Origin of the sequence: Undibacterium pigrum (assembly GCF_003201815.1) — a bacterium.
Taxonomy (GTDB): Bacteria; Pseudomonadota; Gammaproteobacteria; order Burkholderiales; family Burkholderiaceae_D; genus Undibacterium; species Undibacterium pigrum.
The window spans coordinates 1060445-1084274 of the sequence record NZ_QJKB01000001.1 but is presented as its reverse complement, the minus strand read 5'-3'; the positions used below and the strand labels follow the sequence as shown (position 1 = coordinate 1084274).

The 23830-nt window shown below is 50.3% G+C and carries 21 protein-coding genes; 10 read left to right on the top strand and 11 right to left on the bottom strand.

Annotation, left to right across the window (positions count from 1 at the left end; all coding sequences use genetic code 11):
- Positions 1-89: 89 nt before the first annotated feature.
- The 4 genes from DFR42_RS04775 to DFR42_RS04760 are packed head-to-tail and all read left to right on the top strand — an operon-like array spanning position 90 to position 5228.
- Positions 90-2588, top strand: coding sequence for an ABC transporter permease (locus tag DFR42_RS04775; protein ID WP_110253771.1), 2499 nt, complete (start codon positions 90-92; stop codon positions 2586-2588).
- Between the two features lie 39 nt (positions 2589-2627).
- The gene (gene yfcF, locus DFR42_RS04770) at positions 2628-3260 is read left to right on the top strand and encodes a glutathione transferase (protein ID WP_110253770.1); all 633 of its coding nucleotides are present in this window, start codon (positions 2628-2630) and stop codon (positions 3258-3260) included.
- Positions 3261-3294: 34 nt separating this feature from the next.
- Positions 3295-3708: a group II truncated hemoglobin gene (locus tag DFR42_RS04765; RefSeq protein ID WP_110253769.1), complete on the top strand. Its 414-nt coding sequence runs from the start codon at positions 3295-3297 to the stop codon at positions 3706-3708.
- A 50-nt stretch (positions 3709-3758) separates the two neighbouring features.
- The gene (locus DFR42_RS04760; protein WP_110253768.1) at positions 3759-5228 is read left to right on the top strand and encodes a DNA recombination protein RmuC; all 1470 of its coding nucleotides are present in this window, start codon (positions 3759-3761) and stop codon (positions 5226-5228) included.
- A 16-nt stretch (positions 5229-5244) separates the two neighbouring features.
- Here DFR42_RS04760 and soxR read toward each other — a convergent pair whose 3' ends face one another.
- Entirely contained in the window at positions 5245-5715 is a 471-nt protein-coding gene (gene soxR / locus DFR42_RS04755; RefSeq protein WP_110254237.1) for a redox-sensitive transcriptional activator SoxR, read from the bottom strand.
- 90 nt (positions 5716-5805) lie between these two features.
- Between soxR and DFR42_RS04750 the strand changes: the two genes are divergently transcribed.
- Complete coding sequence (locus DFR42_RS04750; protein ID WP_170133410.1) at positions 5806-6873, top strand: questin oxidase family protein; 1068 nt, start codon at positions 5806-5808, stop codon at positions 6871-6873.
- Here the strand turns inward: DFR42_RS04750 and DFR42_RS04745 are convergent.
- The 10 genes from DFR42_RS04745 to DFR42_RS04700 form a co-directional block, all read right to left on the bottom strand.
- The gene (locus DFR42_RS04745) at positions 6852-8504 is read right to left on the bottom strand and encodes an EAL domain-containing protein (RefSeq protein WP_110253766.1); all 1653 of its coding nucleotides are present in this window, start codon (positions 8502-8504) and stop codon (positions 6852-6854) included. The two genes, DFR42_RS04750 and DFR42_RS04745, sit on opposite strands and share 22 nt — an antisense overlap.
- A gap of 10 nt (positions 8505-8514) precedes the next feature.
- Complete coding sequence (locus DFR42_RS04740; protein ID WP_110253765.1) at positions 8515-8943, bottom strand: hypothetical protein; 429 nt, start codon at positions 8941-8943, stop codon at positions 8515-8517.
- Between the two features lie 9 nt (positions 8944-8952).
- On the bottom strand, positions 8953-10158 hold the full coding sequence (locus DFR42_RS04735; RefSeq protein ID WP_110253764.1) for a hypothetical protein: 1206 nt from the start codon (positions 10156-10158) through the stop codon (positions 8953-8955).
- 137 nt (positions 10159-10295) lie between these two features.
- The gene (locus tag DFR42_RS04730; protein WP_110253763.1) at positions 10296-10670 is read right to left on the bottom strand and encodes a ComEA family DNA-binding protein; all 375 of its coding nucleotides are present in this window, start codon (positions 10668-10670) and stop codon (positions 10296-10298) included.
- A gap of 87 nt (positions 10671-10757) precedes the next feature.
- Entirely contained in the window at positions 10758-11600 is an 843-nt protein-coding gene (locus tag DFR42_RS04725; protein ID WP_110253762.1) for a peptidylprolyl isomerase, read from the bottom strand.
- 109 nt (positions 11601-11709) lie between these two features.
- Positions 11710-13011 (bottom strand): molybdopterin molybdotransferase MoeA, encoded by a 1302-nt coding sequence (gene moeA / locus DFR42_RS04720; RefSeq protein WP_110253761.1) that lies wholly within the window; start codon positions 13009-13011, stop codon positions 11710-11712.
- Between the two features lies 1 nt (position 13012).
- Positions 13013-13636 (bottom strand): molybdenum cofactor guanylyltransferase MobA, encoded by a 624-nt coding sequence (mobA, locus tag DFR42_RS04715; RefSeq protein WP_342766831.1) that lies wholly within the window; start codon positions 13634-13636, stop codon positions 13013-13015.
- Between the two features lie 43 nt (positions 13637-13679).
- Entirely contained in the window at positions 13680-14798 is a 1119-nt protein-coding gene (gene moaA / locus DFR42_RS04710; protein ID WP_110253759.1) for a GTP 3',8-cyclase MoaA, read from the bottom strand.
- An 84-nt stretch (positions 14799-14882) separates the two neighbouring features.
- Positions 14883-16184 carry a chromate efflux transporter gene (gene chrA / locus DFR42_RS04705; protein WP_110253758.1) on the bottom strand — a complete coding sequence of 434 codons (1302 nt, stop codon included), beginning with the start codon at positions 16182-16184 and terminating at the stop codon, positions 14883-14885.
- Positions 16185-16335: 151 nt separating this feature from the next.
- Positions 16336-19335, bottom strand: coding sequence for an Rne/Rng family ribonuclease (locus DFR42_RS04700; RefSeq protein ID WP_110253757.1), 3000 nt, complete (start codon positions 19333-19335; stop codon positions 16336-16338).
- 628 nt (positions 19336-19963) lie between these two features.
- Between DFR42_RS04700 and DFR42_RS04695 the strand changes: the two genes are divergently transcribed.
- The 5 genes from DFR42_RS04695 (at position 19964) to DFR42_RS04675 (ending at position 23827) form a co-directional block, all read left to right on the top strand.
- The gene (locus DFR42_RS04695) at positions 19964-20971 is read left to right on the top strand and encodes an RluA family pseudouridine synthase (protein ID WP_110253756.1); all 1008 of its coding nucleotides are present in this window, start codon (positions 19964-19966) and stop codon (positions 20969-20971) included.
- Positions 20972-21072: 101 nt separating this feature from the next.
- Positions 21073-21732, top strand: coding sequence for an HAD-IIIA family hydrolase (locus DFR42_RS04690; RefSeq protein WP_110253755.1), 660 nt, complete (start codon positions 21073-21075; stop codon positions 21730-21732).
- 26 nt (positions 21733-21758) lie between these two features.
- Complete coding sequence (locus DFR42_RS04685; RefSeq protein ID WP_110253754.1) at positions 21759-22124, top strand: Rieske (2Fe-2S) protein; 366 nt, start codon at positions 21759-21761, stop codon at positions 22122-22124.
- A 15-nt stretch (positions 22125-22139) separates the two neighbouring features.
- Positions 22140-23123: a S49 family peptidase gene (locus DFR42_RS04680; protein ID WP_110253753.1), complete on the top strand. Its 984-nt coding sequence runs from the start codon at positions 22140-22142 to the stop codon at positions 23121-23123.
- Positions 23124-23584: 461 nt separating this feature from the next.
- Positions 23585-23827: a heavy metal translocating P-type ATPase metal-binding domain-containing protein gene (locus tag DFR42_RS04675; RefSeq protein WP_110253752.1), complete on the top strand. Its 243-nt coding sequence runs from the start codon at positions 23585-23587 to the stop codon at positions 23825-23827.
- Positions 23828-23830: the final 3 nt, after the last annotated feature.

Sequence of the window (23830 nt, the reverse complement as noted above, 5' to 3'; positions counted from 1 at the left end):
TGATTTGCAGCACTACTGTATGTTGGTAAGAGTGGTGCTGTGTTTTGCATGTGCTTTGATTATTTTATTTCTGTATTGGCAAGCTAACTATGTTCAAACTCTCTCTCAGTATGACGATGCGTGACTGGCGTGCTGGTGAGCTGCGCTTTTTACTGATTGCCTTGATGATCGCCGTGGCCTCCCTGGCCTCGGTCGGTTTTTTTACTGACAGGATGCGCAGTGGTCTCAACCGCGATGCGCACCAGTTGCTAGGCGCTGACTTGCTGGTCGCGGCTGATCAGCCTATCAAGCCAGAGTGGCGACAAGAAGCAGAAAAGCGCGGCTTCAAGACTGCAGAGACGGTAGTCTTCCCAAGTATGGCGTTGGCGGGCGAGGGTGATGAAGCGATATCCCGCCTGGTCTCTTTAAAGGCTGTGAGTGCTGATTACCCCTTGCGTGGCAAGTTGAAGCTGAACAAGGGCGAAACAGAAGTCGCTACCGATATCGTCCCTCAATCAGGAACTGTGTGGGTAGATCCGGCTTTGCTATCGGCCCTGAATTTGACTGTAGGCCAAAAAATCAAATTGGGCGAACTGCAACTGACGGTGACCCAGACCATAGGCACGGAGCCGGACCGTGGCGCAGGTTTCATGAATTTTGCTCCACGTGCCATGATATCGCTGACGGACATTCCCGCCAGCAAGCTGATACAAAACGGCTCTCGAGTGACTTATCGGTTGCTTATGGCGGGCGATACCAAGTTGATCGCTGCCTTTCAAAAAGAGTTGCAAGAAAAAATAAATAGCGAAAAACTCAAAGGCGTACGCCTGGAATCACTGGAGGCAGGCCGGCCAGAAATGCGCGCTACCCTGGACAGAGCAGATCAGTTCCTGTCACTGGTGAGCCTGTTGTCAGCCATGCTGGCTGCAGTTGCGATTGCCATGGCAGCGCGCCGCTTCATGCTGCGCCATCTGGATGCCTGCGCCATGTTGCGCTGCCTGGGGCTGACACAAAATCAGGTCATGTCCATGTATCTGATTGAATTCCTGATCCTGGGTTTGCTGGGCAGTATCGCTGGTGTGCTGCTGGGTTATGCAGGCCATTATGTCTTGCTTGAATGGTTGGGTAAGCTGGTCGCCAAGGATCTGCCAGATGCGAATTTCTTGCCTGCCGTGCAGGGCATTGCCACAGGTTTATTGCTGCTGGTTGGCTTTGCCTTGCCACCGATTTTGCAATTGCGTAATGTGCCGCATAATCGTGTCATACGACGCGAACAAGATGCACCCAAGGCCATGACATTGGTGACTTATGCCTGCGGCCTGGGCATGTTCGTGACTTTGTTGCTGTGGCAAACGGCTGATATCAAACTGGGCTTGATGACTGCTGCGGGTTTTTTGCTTGGTTTGCTGGTGTTTGCGCTGGTGGCATGGCTGGGCATGTTTTCGCTCAAGCGCATGCGTACTTTATTTGCGCATTCTGCCTGGCGTTTTGCCATTACTGCTTTGCAAAGACGACCTGGCGCGACTATCGTCCAAGTCGTTTCACTGGCTCTGGGGCTGATGGCCTTGTTATTGTTAACTGTCGTGCGTGGTGACCTGATCACTGCGTGGAAAAAAGCCACGCCAGCAGATGCGCCAAATCAGTTTGTCATCAATATACAGCCAGATCAAAAAGCAGATATCGCTAAACAACTTGATGCCTTTGGCAAGCCACTGCTGTACCCCATGATACGCGGGCGTCTGATCGCCCTGAATGACAAGCCTGTTACTGGCGAAAGCTATGTAGAGGACCAGGCCAAGCGCATGGTGGACCGCGAATTCAATCTGTCTACCATGCCCGACATGCCTGCCTTGAACAAAATCACTGCCGGTCGCTGGTATGACGATAGCAAGGCCACCGAGGCCGAGGCTTCAGTGGAAGAGGGTATCGCCAAGACCCTGAAGCTCAAGCTGGGTGACAAGATGACTTTTGATGTCGCAGGTCAGCAGGTGACATCAACCATCACCAGCCTGCGCAAGCTGGACTGGGGTTCTATGCGGGTGAACTTCTTTGTCATTATTAATCCCAAAGCCATGGTCGATATGCCGCAAACCTGGATTACGGCTTTCCGTTTACCTGAAACAGATAAAAATTTTGTCAATCGCTTCATGCGTGATTTTCCTAACCTGACCGTGGTGGATGTCGGTGCCATGATCAAGCAAATGCAGGATGTGCTGGACCAGGTGATTACGGCCGTTGAATTCCTGTTCCTGTTCACCCTGGCTTCTGGCGTCCTGGTGTTATATGCCGCGCTGGCTGGCTCTCAAGATGTACGTATGCGAGAAGCAGCACTCTTGCGTGCACTGGGTGCAACTCGTAAGCAACTTTCGCAGGCGCAGTGGATAGAATTCTTGCTGATAGGTGGCTTGTCTGGTGTATTGGCAGCTTCGGGGGCATCAGCCATAGGCTGGGCACTGGCACGTTTCAGCTTCAACTTTGAATGGACTTTCTCCCCCTTGGTCTGGTTGGCGGGTCTGATTGTTGGTGCTACTTGCGCCGTAGTCGGTGGCTGGCTGGGTTTGCGCAATGTATTGAATCAGCCGCCTCTGCAAAGCCTGCGCGAAGCTTGATAGCAAGCGTACTAGTGAATTAATTTAAAAGGATATATCTTGCAAAAACAAGACATCAAACTCTATGTGGACTCGCAATTTACCAGCCCTTATGCGATGTCAGTATTCGTCACCCTGCATGAAAAAGGCCTGGACTTTGATTTGCTGACGGTAGACCTGGAAGCCGATGCCCAGCATGCGCCCGACTATGCAGCCACGTCCCTGACGCAGCGTGTGCCTACCCTGGTGCACAATGGTTTTGCATTATCTGAATCTTCAGCGATTACCGAGTATCTGGAAGAAGTATTCCCACAACAGGCAGTTTATCCCAAAGACACGCATGCCCGCGCCAGGGCAAGGCAGGTACAGGCCTGGATACGCAGTGCCCTGATGCCTATACGGGTGGAGCGCAATACCCAGGTCATCTTCTATGGCAAGAAGCTGGCACCTCTGTCTGACGCTGCCAAAGCAGCAGCGGCGCAATTATTCCTGGTGGGTGAATCATTGATACCAGATAATGCTGAAAACCTCTTCGGTGACTGGTCTGTCGCTGACCTTGATCTCGCCTTGATGATTAATCGCCTGGTCTTGCATGGCGATCAGGTGCCTGAAAAACTAGCCCGGTTCGCAGCTCAGCAATGGCAAAGACCCGCTGTGCAATTGTGGGTTAATCAGGCAAGGCCAGCACTCTGAACGGTTTTAAGAACGGCTTTAAATTAGCGATGACATGAATACTGAAGTTGAAAATAATGAAGAAGCCCAGGTCAATTTATATGAATTGCTGGGTGGTGCAGAAAAACTGCGTGAGATGGTTGACCGTTTTTATGACTTGATGGAGCTGGAGCCAGAATTTGCTGGTATACGTGCATTGCATCCCACTCCCATGGATGGATCACGCGACAAGCTGTTCTGGTTTTTGTCCGGCTGGATGGGCGGCCCGGATTTGTATATAGAGCAGTTTGGTCATCCACGCCTGCGAGCGCGTCATCTGCCTTATGCCATCGCCAGTAGCGAACGTGATCAATGGTTGCGCTGTATGGCCTGGGCCATGCAGGATGTCGGCGTCAGTGAAGATTTGCAGCAGCATTTGATGCAATCGTTTTATCAGACGGCTGACTGGATGCGTAACCGTCCTGGCTGAGTTTCCAGGTTTTGCAATTTGAAATCCCCTTTTCACCTGAATATTTTTCTATGAGCCTGTTTGAGGTATTGATACTTTTGCTGGCTGCGCTGGCCGTCGTCCTGAATATTATGCTTTTGCTGCGCAAGTCTGGCACGCAGGATGCCGGTGGCATAGCGGCCATACAGGAACAACTGCGCCAGACCCAGCAGCAATCGCAGATGTCACAGGAGCGTAGTGAGCGTGCGTTGAGAGAACAGGTGCAATTGACCGCCCAGACTGGCCGCCAGGAACTTTCTGGTAGCTTCGGCCAGCTACAGCAAAACCTGGCCGCCCAGCTGACCAGCGTAGCGACGCTGCAAAATAACCAGATCGATGCATTCTCCCAGCAACTGGTGAAACTCAATGAAACCAATGCCCAGCAACTGGAGCAATTCAGGCAGGCTTTCATTTTGCAAGGACAGGTCGCCCGTGACGAGCAAGGCCAGAGCCTGAAGCGCTTTGGTGATAGCCTGAATCAAACTCTGTTGGCACTGACAGAATCAAATGCCCAGCGCATGAATGAAATACGCGCAACGCTGGAACAAAAAATTCAGCAATTGCAGGCTGACAATGCAGGTAAGCTAGAAGAAATGCGCAAGACCGTCGATGAAAAGCTGCATGCGACGCTGGAGCAGCGTCTTGGTGAATCGTTCAAGCTGGTCTCTGACCGTCTGGAAAAAGTGCATCAGGGTCTGGGTGAGATGCAACAACTTGCGATAGGTGTTGGTGACCTCAAGCGAGTGCTGACGAATGTCAAAACCCGTGGCACCTGGGGCGAAGTGCAACTGGAAATGGTGCTGGAACAAATGCTGACGCCAGACCAGTATGCCAAGAATGTAGAAACAATACCCGGCTCAGGTGAGCGGGTGGAATTCGCCATCAAGCTGCCAGGCAAGGAAGAAAACAGGGCCCCGGTATGGATGCCCATCGACGCAAAGTTCCCTAAAGAGCAGTATGAGCGCCTGATCGATGCCGCAGAGCGCGCCGATGCAGAAGGGGTCGCGCAGGCTGGCAAAGAGTTGGAGAGAGCAATACGTCTCGAAGCCAAAACCATTTCCGAGAAATACCTGTCACCACCACTGACAACAGATTTCGCCATTCTGTTCCTGCCGACTGAGGGCCTGTATGCAGAAGTCATGCGCAGACCGGGTCTGGCTGATGAATTGCAACGTACTTGCCGCGTCTCCATCTCTGGTCCATCTACCTTGTCAGCCTTGCTGAACAGCCTGCAAATGGGCTTCCGCAGCCTGGTGCTGGAGCAGCGTTCATCGGAAGTCTGGCAGGTGCTGGGTGCAGTCAAGACAGAGTTTGGCAAATTTGCTGATGTATTGACAGCCACCAAAGTCGCGCTGGAAAAAGCGGCAAAAAATATCGATCAGGCAGAAGTCAGGACGCGGCAAATGACACGTAAACTCAAAAGCGTCGAAGCCTTGCCTGCCGATGCTGCACAAAGCCTGCTGGGAACCAGTCTTGATACTGGTGATGCAGATACTGAATAAATATGCTTCAATCTGGTCAAATCAGGTCTGAAGATTTATCCCCCATCAAATAACGCGGCCCAGTACCTCTGGTATTGGCAATGTCTTGCGGATTGTATAGCGCGCAGGATTTGAGCGACAGGCAGCCGCAGCCTATGCAGGAACTTAGCTGGTCACGCAAGGCTGTCAATGCCCTGATGCGTTCTTCTATCAGGGTATGCCATGATCTTGATAGCTTTTCCCAATCTTGCTTTGTCGGTGTCCGCTGGCCGGGCAGTGTCGCCAGACTGTTTTCTATTTCTTCCAGTGTTAGTCCGGCAGTTTGCGCAGCCTTGATAAAAGCAACGCGACGCAATACTTCACGCGCAAATTGACGGCGTTGCGCGGGGCTGCGTACGCTGGTAATCAAACCACGGCTTTCATAAAATCGCAAAGCACTGGCTGCAATGCCTGAGCGTTTGGCAAGTTCGCCTATGCTGATCAGATTTGTATTGTTTGCATCAGCCATCGTTTCACCCCATTGCATAAAAAAGTGTTTGACTTCAAGTTAACTTGAACTTGCATACTACAGCACATCAATCAACGATGGAGGATGCAAATGATGGCTTCAACAACAGCGATGTGCAGCAATGTGATTCTTAAGAACTTGCTGGACAAGAACCGGGAATTCGCCCTGAATGGCAAGGGAACCACCAACCATTGCCCCATGGCCTTGTGTGCACTTGCTTGCATGGGGGCGAGTGACGGACGTTTGCAGGAATTCTTTGCACATTGGCGCGATACTTATGCCTTGCCAGCCTTGCCTCCCGCTATAACTATCAGGTATGAAGAGTTTCAGGCTTATCTTGGCAAGAGAGAAAATTTTGCTGACCTGCAAACCTGCTTTGCCATTCGTATTGCCGAGCGCGGGAAGAGTGAGGTCATCAGAGAGGTATTTACCCTGGTTCCATTCGCTCCTGCGACGACCGCATTTCATGCATTAATACGGCTTGCCTATGGCGTACAGGCTGAGCATGAGGGGGAAATAGCCGCCGGCCTGGCAGCTCTGGTAGCCACCAATTTTGATATCACTATCGATATGCGCGGGCGGCAAGCGGCAAGTTCGGTTGCTACAGGTTTTTATCAGCTGTCGCAAAACATGAAAGGAAAAACCTATCCTGGCAGGATGATCGTTGAAAAAATGCGGGCGGTAGTCAATGACGAAGAATTCCTGCAAAGCCTGCCGGGCATGCCTGTTGTTCATTCTATTGATAAATTACTGGATGAGCTGGCACTCTGGGCAATCTCTGCCTACGGGCAGACCAGAGACTTTACGATTTTGCATATAGTGACGGGTATCAATGCTACCCGGGAATTGTTGCCGTATCTGGATAAAAACGTGCTAACCAGCAGGTTGCAGGATTTATGGATTGCACTATGCGCAGCCTATGTGTCTGTTGGTGCGCCAGTCTTAATTGACGCGGCCCGATATGAGAGCGGGATGCGTGCGAAACACGGGCAAATAAGTACTTGGACTGAGTTATTTGCAGAAGCGATAAATAGCAATGACGATCATGTCATTAAATTTACGTATACTTGTGCTCTGGAAATCAGTTTGCATCCCAATATCCTGTATCAACTGGTGGTCATGGAGATGCTGGAGGCTTACACGGTCTCCGCATCCTGAGGGCTTTGATGGCCACCCAGATGCACCACGCGATAGGCATTCCTGCCGCTGCGCTTGACTTCATACATGGCTGCATCCGCCTGCGTTAACAAGTCGTCAGCAATGAATTCTGTCGGGCCGGTATAGCTGATGCCTATGCTGGCCCCAATTTGTACTGCTAGTTTGTCATTGATGCTGATAGGAATACTGACCTGGGTGATTATTTTCTGCGCTATCTCTTCGGCTTTTGCCAGATGCGTCAAATCTTTGAGCAAGATGATGAATTCATCACCACCCAGTCTGGCGACAAAATCGGATCTTCTGACAGTGTTGCTGACAAGCTGAGAAAAGTGGATCAATACCTGGTCACCCACCGTGTGGCCATGGCTGTCATTGACTTGCTTGAATTTATCCAGGTCTATCATTAACAGGAAGAAGCCCGCGGCATTGCCATTCGCATGTTCTTTGGATAGACGGCTGATCTCCTTTTCAAATCCCAGTCGATTATTGAGGCCGGTCAAATGGTCAGTGACCGCGAGCTGGTTGGCGCTTTCTTCTTGCGACTTGCGCTCGGTAATGTCATTGACCAGCCCCTGCAAGATACCGTCTTCGGCCGGGCTGATAACCAGATGCACCCACTTCTTGTGCGCTGTCGACGTGAGTTGTATATAAAAATCGTCAGACATGACTCTGGCCTCATTGATGGCCGTGTCTATCATCAAATGCAGGCGTAATTCCTGGCCTTCCAGTAAGGAGGTCAGGGCGTTTGCAATATTGGTGCTGCCACTATTGGCATCGAGATTGAACATGCGCAGGAAAGCGGGGTTATAGGAAAGTAGCTCACCTGCAAAATTGAGCTGGAATATCCCTGTCTCTGCATTTTCAAAAATGGTCTGGAATTTAGCTTCGCCGATTGCATGCTTGATGCGCAAAGTGCGTTCTTCGTTCAGGGTTTTTAACAGGCTGGCAACCAGGGTATTAACGTCACGCACCAGTTGGCCTATTTCATCTTTTTCATTGCCATCGGGCAGGCCGAGTTTGTCTCCTGATTCTGGGGCAAGCGTATGCAATCTATCCGAAATGTTCTTGATCGGTCTGGTAATCATGTTCAACACCACATACACCACTGCTGAAGCCATGGCCAAAGCCTGCAATAACAGCAGATAGACGATAAAGCGTGCCTTGGATGTGCTTTGCTCACGTATGAAATCCAGATTTGGGTCCAGGTGGATTTCGCAGACTTTTTCGTTGGGATTGAAAGGAGAATAGACTTCATGCACCAGCTGGTTTGAAGCATTGATGCCAGGCAGTATGGCAAGTGCTGAGGTTTCTGATTTTTGTGTGCTTTGCTTGTCGGCTTCAGCAAGGACTTTGCCGTCCGAGATAATTTGTACGCGACTGATATCGCCATTTTTTAATAAGCCGCGCACCAGCTCTGCAGCCAGGTTCTGGTCCAGCACGAAGCAGGCGATGCTGGCTGTGTTTTCGACTGTACTCAATGAGGCCTGCATGCGCTGGCGTGCCTGTGCCTGTTCGGATTGTGCTGAGAAGTGATAGCTGAGCAGGGCAAAGAAAATGCCTACAAGCAGGGCAATGCCAAGCACAATAAATGCGCTGCGATAGACGATACTGGTGCGTAGCAGTCTTAACATGCAAAATCACTTACTGTGTAGGGTCATAAATCAGTTTTACCCGTTTATCTAGTTTCTTTCGCTCTATATACCCGATGGCAGCTTTGTTACTACCTACTATATCCAATACTTCATCGCTTGTCTCCACTTGTAAAGGCGGTGAGCCTTGCCCCGAAAACATCAATCTGGCCCAGTAGGAATTAATTTCTGGTAAATTTTTATTCACCAGCATTGCATAGAATTTGGCTTTTTCTGCATTGACAGCTGCCAGATCAAGCGGCATGGCATTTACACCTGTGGGCAGCTTGCGATTTCTTCCCATGTACAGGTTGATCACTTCATCCTTGCTCAGTTTTTCTATGCCGCTTTGTGAATTGGCAATCACGACCAGGTCAGCCTGCGCCGCCTGGCAACAACTCCAGAAGCCGACATATAGAAGAAGATGATATAAGGCTTTCATCAGGCTTTCCTAGAATATGAAATTGTAGGCAACACTGATCAAATTGGCCCTGCCATCCCACCCCGGCTGATTACTGCGCACCAGCAGATAATCCCTGGTTTTTATGCTGTCATATTGTAATTTTATATTTGATTTCTCCGTCAGGTCGTAACGCAAGCCCAGGGATATCGTGGTTTGATGATTGAACTGGTTTTCAATGGCATCATTAAAACCCGCAGACAGCATATCAATATCGGGACTGAGGCCTGCGGGCAAGGGGTTGGCGATTTTTCGGTCGACTGGACGGGATGCCGAATAGGTAAAGTAAGGCGTCCATTGATCTATGCGGTAACCCACCGTCAGATAGGCCGCTCTATTGGTGGGGAAAATCAGGGATTCTGAACTGAGCTGATTGAGCATCAACTGTGCTTGCAAAGGTCCCTGGTCGTAAGCAATGCCTGCCGACAGGTATTTGAACTTCTTGCCTTCCAGGGATAGGTCATTTGCCGCACTTGCCGCACTGGGGATCAGGGCATTCAGATAAGGTGAGCGCAGACCATCCAGCAAGGGTTGCAGGGCAGGGAAGTCATTCCTGAATTTTAACTGGGTATAACCCAGTCTATATATCCAGTTTTGAGTCTGGTATTCAATATGACCACCCATCAGTCGGGAACGGTTTAGCGACAGAAAATCATCTGAATTGCCAGTAAAAGTTTTTTCCCGCGCCACCCCGGCGAAAACCTTGGCCCGCAAAATACCGCCAGCCAGTGGTTTGGAAACCACCATGTCTGCGCCATCAAAATAAGAAATGATGAGGCTGCCAAAAAAGTCTATCGGTGGCCGTACCCATTGATAGGAATAACCCACATTGCGCGAATCAGCCAGCAGGTAGACATCAAACCCCAGGCGACCTGCACGCAGTTGCAGGTGATCGCTGGGCAGGTAACGGCCATAGGCCCAGGTGATTTCAGGTTGAAAATTATTGGCAGACCTGCGGCTGACGATTTGCAGCGCAGTATCGAGATTGTCGTTGATGCGCTTGTTGATCTGGATGCCAAAATTGGAATCCATGCCAAAATCTGTTTGTCTGGTAAAGCCAACACCATCGTTTTGCGTGAGGTCGCGAACTATATCGACATTGCGATTATCGCTGTGGACTACGCCCAGCGTGCCAAAGCCGCTGATGCTAAAGGGTTTGTCATCAGCAGCACGCCCTTGCGCCGCCAGGCTTAGCATGCTGACGCATACAAATAGATGTAAAAACCTGCTTGACATAGAACCTCACTGCTACGGCAAAGTGCTACAAAATCAAAGGCAAGCTATTGTTGTGCAGTGTTTGAAACAAATTTTACAAACACTGCAAGTGCAGACCACTATTTTTTTTCTGCCGGTTTTTGTTTGGCGATCACCAGGTCTTTTATACCGTTATACACATCTTCAGGCAATATTTTTTTGCTGAGCAATTCATCCTTGCCTTTGTATGGGCGGCCTTTGATGATGGCGTCTGAGCGTACGTCACCGATTTTAGGCAGGGTCGCCAGTTCTTTTTTGCTGGCGCTGTTCAAGTCCAACAGTTCTGCCTTGGCTGATGCAGATGTGGAGGCAGAAGCAGAAGCTGAAGCTGAAGCAGAAGCAGACGCGCTCGCTGAGGCGGATGCTTTTTTGGAAGCATCGGCAGCAAGTGCAGTGCCTGCAGCCATTGTTGTCAGCACTGCCGACAACAAAATTGTTTGCCATTGTTTTTTCATCTTTACCCCATCCCAAAAAGTAAAACAGGAGCACGAGGCTCCTGTTTTTAACAACAATCATGAGCGCTGCCAGAGCAGCATAACATGTTATTGTGTTTGTACCATTGAATTAATTAAGACTGGTGTCACAGGCACATCAGCCATGCCCAAAGCTGTTGTAGTTGGCACGACATTGATCTTGTCCATGATGTCCAGCCCGGTAACAATTTTGCCAAAGACAGCATAACCAGTACCTGCTGCCACGCCATCAAAGCCTGTGTTGTCAGCCGCATTCAGGTAAAACTGTGCTGTCGCCGAGTTCGGATCACTGGTACGTGCCATGGCGATAGTGCCGCGCAGATTGCTCAGGCCATTAGGTGTTTCCAGCTTGATTGGCGTTTGTGTTGCAGGTTGCTGCAAATCGGCAGTGAAACCACCGCCCTGGACGATGGAGCTCTTGATAACACGGTGGAAAATTTTATTTACATAAAATCCACTTTCCACATAGTTCAGGAAATTGTCGACTGTGAGTGGTGCTCTCGCTGGATTAAGTTCCAGTACGATAGTGCCCATACTGGTCGTCATCGTCACTTGTGGCTGCGCTTTTAAAGTCAGATCCACTATGCCTGAATACAGGGTGGTACCGTTTGCAGCAGTGATGGAATAAGTGGTGGAACCAACGCCGACCAGTTTGCAGGACAATACTCTTTGTGTGGCCGAGCCTCCAGCCAGTTCAGTAATGCTCAGGCAGGCAGGAATGCTGGCGTTATAGCCTTTATCCAGATTCTGGCCAGTAATCGTAAAATTGGTGACTTTACGATAAACCACTTGATCAGTAGTAACTTTTGTCACGGAAGGGATGACAGCAGGCGTGTCAGATTTTGAACCGCCGCAGCCACTAAGTAATACGAGAGATGCGCAGGCACCCAAAATCCATGTTGTCGCTTTCAAACTGTTCTCCAAAAGTAAATAAATGTGAGTATTTTACTTTGCTTATCCGTATTTTTATCATCAAGCCTGTAGCTGTTACGATTTCTATACAATTGTGAAGATTTTTTTGTCAAATCAGGCCATCAAATAGCAGAATACGGACTTTGTCGCCTGCTGAAACCGGGCCTTGATCATGAAGCAGGACGATCATGCAATTGGCTTCTGACATGGAGCGTAAGATGCCTGAGCCCTGAGCGCCGGTGATGCTGACGCAGGGTTCCCCATCTTCACCCACAGAAAGTATGCCGCGTTGATATTCTGTGCGCCCAGGGCGTTTGCGTATGGCGTCGTTTGACCTGACGCTGAGTAGCGGCGGAGGTGAGCTCGTGGCCCCCATCAATTGCTGCAAGGCTTGTTTTGCAAAAAAATAAAAAGACACCATGACAGCGACGGGGTTGCCTGGCAGGCCAAATAAATAGGCGCTTTTGCCAGAAGACGTGATTTTGCCAAAGGCCATGGGACGGCCGGGGCGCATGGCGATGCTCCAGAAAGCTACATCACCCAGACGCTCCATCATTTGACGCGTATGGTCCGCATCGCCCACCGAGACGCCGCCTGAAGTGATAATCGCATCGGCATTTTCGCAGGCGCTGCGCATGGTGGCTTCCAGTGCATCTGGATTATCCTGAACCACGCCCATGTCGAGCACATCGCAACCCATGCGTGTCAGCATGCCGTGCAGGGTATAGCGATTGCTGTCATAGACGCAACCAGCTTCCAGTACCTCGCCGACCGAGCGCAATTCGTTTCCGGTAGAGAAAATGGCGACACGCAAGCGTCGTTGTACGCTGACTTCGGGGATACCCAGTGAGGCCAATAAACCCAGATCAGCCGGTGTCAGTATTTTCCCTTTGCGTATGGCGACCTTACCCATCGCCAGATCTTCACCTTTCAGGCGACGGTTATCTCCAGCGTGCAAATTGCCCGCACTTAATGTGATCTCACTGTCGCTGACTTTAGTCGTGAATTCCTGTGGTACTACAGTGTCACAAGCATCGGGCAGGACTGCGCCAGTCATGATGCGTACACATTGTTTGCGCCCGACTTCGCCTGTAAACGCTGTACCGGCCATTGCTGTGCCCACGATTTCCAGATGCAGCTCCTGGTCTGCTGATAAATCCTCACTTCGTAAGGCATAGCCATCCATGGCAGAATTGTCATGTGCAGGCACGTCAATGGGAGACACAATGTCGGCAGCCAGAACGCGTCCCAGAGCCTGGCGCAGGGTGAGTTTTTCGAAGCTGCAAATTGGCTGGATATATTCGCGCATGATGTCTTGCGCCTGCTGGACTGTCAGTGCTTCTGGCTTGTAATCAGGCAGGCGCGAGGTGATGTCCTGCAAGTTCCTTGCAGATGATGGGGATGTATTCATATCAGTTTTCTATTTTGCGCAATTCTTCCAGTGTATTGATATTCCGAAACGCAGTATTGTCCGAAAACATGACTTCGCAAGTTTGCAGGCTTGCATGCCATGCCTGCATTTTGCGTCCACCATCTTCCAGATAAGTCGTCAGTCCCGCCAGCACGCTGGTTTTCATCAGGGCAAATACCGGGTGGTTTTGTTTTTGTTGTATGCCGTCCCGCTTTTCCAGTGTCACTGCGACTGCGAGGTCTGCATCGCGTTGCATAAGTGCAGACAATAGTCGCTCGGCCAGATCAGGTGGCAAAAATGGTGAGTCGCAGGGTACACAAAGCAGGTAAGGGGTCTGGCAATGCAGCAAGCCGGTTTGTATGCCTGCCAAAGGACCGGCAAAACCTTGCATGTGATCTGGCCATACTGGAAAGCCAAATTCTTTGTACACATCAATGTTCTGGTTGGCGCTGATCATGACAGTGGCTGTTTGTGCTGTCAGTCTTTGCAAGACATGCAAAGCCAAGGCTTCACCATGTAGTGACTGCAAGCCCTTATCAGTTTCGCCCATGCGTGTACCCCGACCACCTGCGAGTAGCAGGCCAGTGATGAGGGATTTGTCTGGGGCTGAGCTGGAAATAGACACGGAAATTGACTTGCTGATACCTAAAGTGCTTATGATACTGTCATCAGCCGCCAATGTAAGACATTTCAATCTTCTTTTGCTGCTGGCCCGGTGTGTTCTGGCTGCGCATTTCAGAATAGCGGTCGTCACGATGCTGCCAGATTTGGGCGATGACATTGGCAATTGCCAGGTCTGAATGTAGTTCTGTGTCACGTATCAGGGCGCGTAAATCATGGCCGCGGCTGGCAAACAGGCAGGTGTAAAGTTTCCCTTCTGTTGACAGTCTGGCTCTGCTGCAGTCATGGCAAAAAGTCTGGGTAACGCTGGAGATAAACCCCAGTTCGCCGCTGCCGTCTGCATGCTGCCAGCGTGCTGCGGTTTCTCCCGTGTAATTGGCATCCAGAGCAATTAGCGGCATGCCTGCATCCTGTATGCGTTGCACCACTTGTGATGACGGGATGACTTCATCCAGTTTCCAGCCATTCGAAGCGCCTACGTCCATATATTCTATAAATCTGAGTATATGTGGTTTGCCTTTGAAATAACGGGTCATGGGTATGATTTCATGATCGTTCAAACCAGCTTTGACGACCATGTTCACCTTCACAGGTCCCAGTCCGGCGGCCTCAGCCGCAGCTATGCCTTCCAGCACTTCATTGACAGAAAAATCGACATCATTCATGCGCTTGAAAATCGCATCGTCCAATGCATCCAGTGAGACTGTGACGCGGGTCAGGCCTGCATCTTTCAGGCTCTGTGCCTTGCGGGCCAGCAGTGAGCCATTTGTGGTTAATGTCAGGTCCAGCGGTTTGCCATCGACAGTTCTGAGCTTGGCCAGCATTTCTATCAGGCGTTCCAGATGTTTGCGTAACAGTGGTTCCCCACCAGTCAGGCGTATTTTTCTGACGCCATGCGCCACGAATATGCTGGCAATACGCGTGATTTCTTCAAAGCTGAGCAGGGACTTATGCGGCAGGTATTGATAGTCTTTATCAAAAACCTCTTTGGGCATGCAGTACACGCAGCGAAAGTTGCAACGGTCAGTTACCGATATGCGCAAGTCATGCAGCGGACGTGACAAGACATCCTGCAATTGACCATCGGGTGTTTTCAATACATCTGGAACAGACAATGCAGGACGAAATCGTTTTAATTCTGATAGCGGAATAAATTTTTCCGTCATAGCTGGGGTGGGTAATTTTTGAGCTTAATGATGAACAATAGCACGACTTGAAATTTCATGCGATTGCATAGACTTTTATTGAATTTAAGTTAATAGTGACAGCATATAGCCAGCAAGGGAGCAGATTGCCAGCAGCTTGGCAGTAGAGAGCTTGAACTTGAAAACAGCGATGCTGGCCAGGATTGTGAGCAAGATGGCCTGAATATCTAAAGTTGCCGCATCTTTAAAAAAGACATGACTGGCAAACAAGCATGCCAGACTGACGATGACGCCAACTACAGCCGCTGAAATGGCATTCAGAGGTGCATTCAAATGCAAATTGTCCCTACTGGATTCAACTAAGGGGCCACCTGCCAGAATGAAAACAAATGAAGGCAAAAAAGTAAAAAAACAGGCAACGCTGGCCCCTAGGCTTGCTGCCAGCAATAAGTGATCTGCTCCTAAAAAGGCACGGCTCCAGCCGCCAATGAAACCAACAAAAGCAACGATCATGATTAATGGGCCGGGTGTGGTTTCGCCCAGTGCCAGACCGTCCATCATTTGCGCGGTGTTTAACCAGTGGTATTGCTCCACTGCTGCTTGCATCATATATGGCAGCACCGCATATGCACCGCCAAAACTGAGTAAGGCTGCCTTGGTGAAAAAGCTGGCCATATCAGTTAACGGGTGAGGCAGACCAAAACTGAGTGCAAGTAATAGCCACACGGTAATTGCCAGCAAGATACCCACGCTTGAGGTGATAAGTACTTTTAGCCAGGAAAAGCGCGCATGTTCTGGCGTGGGTGTGTCGTCGTTAATAATCGCGGGCAAATGTTGACGTGTGGTTTGTTGGTGGGCAGATTTTGTCGTGGTGCAGGATTTGCGAAAGACTAAGCCTGTGCAGGCGGCAGCGATGATAAGCAGGGGGAAAGGGAGGTGCAGCCATGCAATGGCAACAAAGGCAGCAACTGCTACAGCAATCAGCACACCTGTTTTTAAGGTGCGTTTTGCGATGCGCCAGGCTGCAGCCAGCACGATGGCCACCACTGCCGGCTTGATGCCACTCATGAGTGCCTTGATCACAGTATTGTCGCCAAAAGCCATGTAAATCCAGGACAGCAAGATCAAAATCAGAAGCCCGGGCAAAACAAATAACAAACCCGCCATGATGCCGCCTCTGGTTTTGTGCATGAGCCAGCCTATATAAATGGCGAGTTGCGTCGCTTCAGGCCCAGGTAAAAGCATGCAGTAATTCAGCGCGTGTAAGAAGCGTGCCTCAGATATCCAGCGACGTTTTTCTACCAGTTCTGTATGCATCAGCGCAATTTGCCCTGCGGGACCTCCAAAGCTGATAAAGCCCAGTTTGAGCCAGTAAAGAAATGCTGCTCTCAAGCTTATCTCATGCATACGCAAGGCAGGCTTTCTAAAGTTTCGTTAAGGATGTTTCGACAGCATATCTCTGTTTGCCAGATGAGAAACAAAAAAACCGGCAATCATGACGAAAGCCGGTTTTTTCTAAAGCCCGCATAGAAGACTGTCTACAGGCCGTTCATCACCATCATGGACGACGTGTTTCCACCATGACTAATGGTTCATCAGCTGTCACTGGTACTGGTTTGCGTTCGCGTGGAACACGTGCCGGTGCTACCAGTTTTTCTGCATCCGCTTTGGCGGCTTGCAGCTTGACAGGGTCGGTGCTGGCCAATTCCAGTCCAGCTTCTTTCAGCATGCTATGCAAGGTTTCCAAAGGCATGGTGGCATCCTGCGGTGTTGCTGCAGGAGCGCTGACTGTTGGCGCAGGAGTTGCAGGTACTGGAGTTGCAACGACTGGCGTCACTTCAACAGCAGCAGCCTGAGTTACCACTTCTGCAGGAGCAGAAACAATCACTTCAGGAGCAGGTGCGGCAGCAGTTTCAACGACGGCAGGCGCTGCTACAGGTGCTACGACTTCAGCAGCCACTGGCGCCGTTTCAGTTGCTACAGCAGGCGCTTCAATAGCGACTGGAGCGCTGATAACTTCTTGTGGAGCAGCGGCAACCACGACAGGCGCAGCAATTGTCTCTACAACTGCTTCAGGAGCAGTGACGACAGGGCTTGCGACTACTGGCGCAGCCTCAGACGCTGCAACTGCGTCAGGTGCTGCAAAAGTCACAGGCTGACTGACTTCGGCCACGGTATTGGCCGTGTTAGTCGTTTCAGGAGCTGCAGCTATTGCAGTACTTGCTTGTGCATGTGCAGGTGCATCATTGCTGCTTGCATCAGCATTAACCGCCTCGCTACCGTCAATTGGCAATTCACCTTGCTCATTGACTTGCTCGTTACCATCGCGGTCGCGGCGATTACGGTTACGGCCGCCACGACGGCGACGGCGACGGCGCTCTTCGCCTTGCTCGCTATTGTCGTTTTCTGCACCGGATTCCAGTGCTTCCAGTTGTGGTGTTGCTGGCATGACATCGACAGGCACTGGATCTGCGTGCTTGTGGATGGGTTCTTCCTTGCTTTCCTGAGCCTGGTTTTCCTTGCGCTCGTCGCGTTGACGCTGTTGGCGTTCGCGGCGGGTTTCCTGGGATTCACGTTCTTCACGTGGTGGCTTGGGTGCTTTTGGTGGACGTGGATTTTCCGCGGCTACCGGCTTGGCTGTTTCCTGCTCTGGCTTTTCAGCTTTTTCTGCCTTATCTGCCTTCGCCGGACGGTCTTCGCGCTCATCACGGTCACGGTTGCGGCGATTGCGGTTGCGCTGGCCATTGCCACTGCCGTTTCCATTGCGGGGGCCACGGGCGCTGCGGTCGCGCTCGCCAGCTTTTTCTTCTGCTGGTTTCGGTGCTTCTACCTTGGCTGGTTCAGACTTGCCAAACAAGAAACCAAACAGCTTGCCGAAAAAGCCAGGTTCTGCCGGGGCTGCAACTGGTGCAACGACCACTGGAACGACTTCCTTGCGTTCAACGATAGGTGCTGTCTCAGGCGTGATGCTCTTGACCATGGCTTCCTGGCGTGGCTTGACGTCTTCTTTCTGACGTTTGCTATAGCCAATGTCGGTGTCAGCCTGCTCAGCCATGGCGTAACTGGCGTGGTGGTCTTCGAGGCGCGGATCATCTGTTTTCAGACGATCCAGTTTGTAATGTGGGGTTTCCAGATGTTTGTTCGGGATCAGGATGACAGTGACGCGGTGACGCGTTTCTATCTTCAGGATCTCGCCACGTTTTTCATTCAGCAGGAAAGCGGCAACGTCGACAGGTACCTGGACGTGGATCGCTGCTGAGTTTTCCTTCATGGCCTCTTCCTGGATAATGCGCAGGACTTGCAGGGCAGAAGATTCAGTATCGCGGATATGGCCAGTGCCGTTGCAACGTGGGCAAGTCACATGGCTGCCTTCGGACAGCGAAGGGCGCAGGCGCTGACGGGATAATTCCATCAGGCCGAAGCGGGAAATCTTGCCCATTTGTACACGTGCACGGTCATAGCGCAGTGCATCTTTGAGGCGGGTTTCAACTTCGCGCTGGTTCTTGGCGTTTTCCATGTCGATAAAATCGATCACGATCAAACCACCCAGGTCACGCAAGCGCAATTGACGGGCAACTTCTTCAGCGGCTTCCAGGTTGGTATTGAAGGCCGTCGTTTCGATATCGCCACCACGGGTGGAGCGGGCAGAGTTGACGTCTACAGATACCAGGGCTTCAGTATGATCGATAACGATCGCGCCGCCAGATGGCAGGGGTACTGTACGGGAATAGGCTGTTTCGATCTGGTGTTCGATCTGGAAACGTGAGAACAGCGGTACATCATCACTGTAACGTTTAACGCGATGCACCATGTCTGGCATCACGTGGCTCATGAACTGTTGAGCCTGTTCGTAGATTTCATCGGTATCGATGAGGATTTCACCAATGTCAGGCTGGAAATAGTCGCGGATGGCGCGGATCACCAGGGAAGACTCTTGATAAATCAGGAAGGCACCCGGGGAGGACTTGCCAGCGCCTTCAATTGCACGCCAGAGTTGCATCAGGTAGTTTAAATCCCATTGCAATTCATCAACATTGCGGCCTATGCCAGCAGTGCGGGCAATCACAGACATGCCGCTAGGCAAGTCCAGTTTGTCCATGGTTTCGCGCAATTCCTGACGGTCTTCACCTTCAACACGGCGGGAAACACCACCACCACGCGGATTGTTAGGCATCAAGACCAAATAGCGGCCGGCCAGGGAAATGAACGAGGTCAGGGCAGCGCCCTTGTTGCCACGTTCTTCTTTTTCTACCTGGACCATGATTTCCTGGCCTTCGCGCAGCGCTTCTTTGATGGAAGCATTGCGTACGTCCACACCTTCTTTGAAATAGGTGCGTGCAACTTCTTTGAAGGGGAGGAAACCGTGACGTTCTTCGCCGTAGTTGACGAAACAGGCTTCAAGGGAAGGCTCGATACGAGTGATCACGCCTTTGTAGATATTGGACTTGCGCAGTTCGCGACCGGCAGTCTCGATATCAATGTCAATCAGCTTTTGCCCATTGACAATGGCAACGCGCAACTCTTCTTGCTGCGTCGCGTTGAACAGCATACGTTTCATGTTTTACTCCGTGACCTGGTGGTCATCTTGTGTTGCCTTCTTTCAAAGAGGCAACTGTGCTGATACGGGATGTATGCGGGAGCGGAGTGTTTGAGGGGGAGGGAAATGCCTGAGGCAAAGCAGGGCGAAGTCTATATGGCATAAAAAGCCAGGTAGAGTTGGTAAAACGGCCATCTGTTTTGCGTTGGGCGCGGACGGTCAAGGTAAAAAAGTTCGAGTGCACATGTCCCCCGCGTTGTCTGACCTGCTTATTGATTGAACAAGCAAGTACAACGCCAGGCGATGCGCAACTTTGGTGCCAGACCATCTTATTGTGTTGTGTCTGGCGGAATCGACCCTGTTACTTCAACCATCAACCGGCAAGCTCGCTGGTTCATATTTAAACCCGCGCCTCTTGCCAGACTAATATCCTTACAATTCAAACTCTCTGATCCAACTTCATTTGTCTACGCCCGATAACAACAATTGGCTGCTACCTTGACCTGCAAATGACGCTGCATACACATCTTTTCCATCAAATTTGCAAACAGGCGAGGCTTATGGACATGCCCCTGTGTAAAATAGGCGTTTATTCCTCTTACACTGCTAAAGCGCAAAATGCTGAAGCGAAAATGATTATATATTCAAAATGAAGGACTTAGCGACAATTAATAGGGGAGCACATCAAATTCAGATGGAAAAGACTTCCCCTCAGCAGCCTTCGGCCTCACAACCCAAAGTTCAGATGCTTACAATCTCGGAAGAAGAGGCTGGGCAGCGCATCGATAATTTTTTGCTGCGCATCTGTAAAGGCGTACCAAAAAGTCACGTTTACCGGGTGTTACGCTCTGGTGAAGTGCGAGTCAACAAAGGGCGCATAGACCAGTTGTATCGCCTGGTGGAGGGCGATGTTGTGCGTATCCCGCCGATACGCATGGCAGAACCCACAGAACAGACTGCACCCAAGCATGAATTTCCCATTCTGTTTGAAGATAATCATTTATTGATAATTAACAAACCGGCCGGCGTGGCAGTGCATGGCGGCTCCGGTATCAGTTATGGCGTCATCGAGCAATTGCGCGCATCCCGGCCGGATGCCAAGTTCCTGGAACTGGTGCACAGGCTGGACCGGGAAACTTCCGGGATACTCTTATTGGCAAAAAAGCGCAGTGCATTGACAAATCTCCATGAACAAATGCGTGATGGTGTCACGGACAAACGTTACCTGACACTGGTGCATGGCGACTGGAAAAATGCCCGTCAGCATGTCAAGCTGGCCCTGCATAAATACACAACGGCTGAAGGTGAGCGCCGCGTACGGGTACAGGCCGACGGCATGGCTTCGCATACGGTATTTACCTTGCAGAAAAAATATCATGACTTTGCACTGCTCGAAGCGGAGTTGAAAACCGGTCGTACCCATCAAATCCGTGTGCATCTCTCGGCCAGTGGCTTTGCAATTGCTGGCGATGACAAATATGGCGATTTTTCTCTGAACCGTGCTTTGCTGAAGGCGACAGAAGATCGCGGTGCACTGAAACGCATGTTCCTGCATGCGCACCAGATCAGCTTTGTTCATCCAGAAACAGGCAAGACCGTGACGGTGAATGCGGCCTTGCCTAAAGAATGTGAAGATTTCCTGAAAAGCCTGGCTTAGTGGTCTGGTCAGGAAAAGTCTTAATGGTTTAGTAATGGTATGATGCCGTTATTGATGAGAAACATGTCGCACATGCTGATGTATGTGCGTTTAATGAATATATGGCAAAAAAGCAATTCGATTTAATTGTATTTGACTGGGATGGTACCTTGATGGACAGCACTGCTGCCATCGTCAAATGCATACAGTCCGCAGCGAAAGACCTTGGTTTGCCGGTCCCCAAAGAAGATATCGCTTCGTATGTCATCGGTTTGGCCTTGCCCGAAGCGATTCAGGTGGCCATGCCGGGCATAGACCCCAAGCTGTATCCCAAGGTAGTTGACCGCTTCCGTCATCACTTCCTGACCAGGGACCATGAGTTGCCCCTGTTTAACGGTGTAAGGGAAATGTTGGCCGAGCTGGCGCAAGAGGGTTACTTCCTCGCAGTGGCTACAGGTGCTAGCCGGGTAGGCCTGAGCCGCGCTTTGCATACTGCCAGGCTGACCTCAGTGTTCGATGCAACCCGTTGTTCCGACGAGACATTTTCCAAGCCTCACCCTGCCATGTTGCAAGAATTGACGCGTGAGCTGGGGCAGGATATGCGCCGCACTGTCATGATAGGTGACACCACCCATGACTTGCAGATGGCCAATAATGCAGGTGCCGCCGCAATTGCGGTTGAGTATGGTGCACATGATGTGTTGGCTTTGCAAAACATGCAACCCCTGTTTTCTGCAAAGGATGTAGCACAACTGCATGAGTGGCTGCGTGAAAACGCCTGAACCATAGAGGTAGATTAGAGGTAGAGATGACGGCAATTTCAGTATGTAAATCAGATGATTTGATAGAAGGCGGCAAGGGCGTGCGCTTTCCTGTTACCGCTGGCAGTGATGATGCCGTAGGCTTTGTCATTCGCTATGACGGTGCAGTCCATGGTTATTTGAACCGCTGCGCCCATGTCCCCGTAGAGCTGGACTGGAACCCGGGTGAATTCCTGGAGTCCAGCGGTCTTTACATCATGTGCGCCACCCATGGCGCAATTTACCAGCCAGATACTGGCTATTGCACGGGTGGTCCTTGCCGTGGCGGTCGTCTGCGAAAAATTAATGTCAGTGAAGAAGACGGGCAAATTTACTGGCATCCCGATGATTACATACAAGCTGTCATTGCCTGATTTCTGGAAAAAATTATGAATGAGCAATTTCCGAGTTCGCCAGTGAGCGAAATCGATAAAAAAGAAACTGGCTGGGAACGTCAACTGCTGGAAAAACTGGCGACCGATTCCTTGCGTGAGCAACGCTTGCGCAGACGCTGGAGTATCTTTTTCAGATTTGCATTGTTGTCGGTCATTATTTTCGCGTTTTACTATTTCAGCGATTATGCAACCGGTGAGATGGAAAACCTGGGGCATCACACTGCCTTGATAGAAATTGATGGCACTATCGAATCTGAAGGCACTGGCAGCGCCCACGCTGTTATACCAGCCTTGAACCGGGCCTTTGCTGACCCTGGCTCTGTTGCCGTTGTCGTACGTATCAATAGCCCTGGCGGCAGCCCCGTGCAGGCAGGCATGATCAATGATGAAATGGGCAGGTTGCGCAAAGAATATCCAGATAAAAAACTGTATGTCGTCGTTGATGAAATTTGCGCATCTGGCGGTTATTACATTGCCGTTGCAGCAGATAAAATTTTCGTCAATAAAGCCAGTGTTGTTGGTTCTATAGGCGTACTTATGGATGGATTCGGCTTTACCGGTTTGATGGACAAACTGGGTGTTGAACGTCGCCTCATGACTGCAGGTGAAAACAAAGGTTTTATGGACCCGTTCTCGCCGCAAACAGAAAAACAAAAGGCATTTTCTCAAGCCATGCTCAATGAAATTCATCAGCAATTCATTGATACGGTGCGTGCTGGCCGCGGTCAGCGTTTGAAAGAAACTCCAGATATGTTTTCTGGTCTTTTCTGGATAGGCAGCAAGGCTGTCCAAATGGGGCTGGCAGATGATTTTGGATCTGTGGATTCGGTGGCGCGAGATGTCATCAAGGTCGAAAACATTGTTGATTACACCCAGAAAGAAGGCTTGCCAGAGCGCGTCTTGAAGAAATTTGGTGCTTCCGTCGGTGCCGGTGCTGCAACTACCTTGTTGAAGGGAAATACTCCCAGCATGCGCTAATTAGCTATTTTGTTTGGTTGATTTTCTTAATCTGGTTGGCTGCTTACATAGTTATTTTTTTCTTTCACTCGTTAATGAGTTGGCATATATTAGGGGCGTAACTGGTTCAAAAGAAGGAGGTCGATATACAAAATTGTTTTTTGTATCCTAGGCGGATTGAATTTGAGCTCCGGTAATGTCTTGTGTGCCGGTTATTAATGAAGTGGATAGATCTACAATTTGTGCAGTGCCCATCCGTTTGGTTTACGGATCTGAGGTGTCTTGGATTCCTCGCTAAGTTAGCAACAGTGGTAGCAGTAATGTAGTCTTAAGCATCCATGAAGTAAAAGAAACGGTAGTGCAATGCTACCGTTTTTTTATGTCTGAATTTCTGTAGTCATACTTGATGTGCATCAAGTATCTTCATTTTCCTTCCTGTAATATCAAAATCAACTTCTTTCATATGCTTCTTGCTTGAGTACATGGCTTCTGCATTTTCATCACTTCTTGAATCTGTTCTCTTTTCTTTTAAAACAGGAGAGAAGACAGACTGTTTTCATTGTGGTGAAAAAATGCGCAAAAGCAATGCACTGGCAGCCCGGTTCAATGGTCAGCTACAGCCAGTTTGTTGTCATGGATGTCTCGCCATCCTGCGTACAGTTGAGCAAAATAATCTGGTAAATGACTATATGAAAAATAAAGCCAGCCAGTCTGTTGTCGGTTAATGA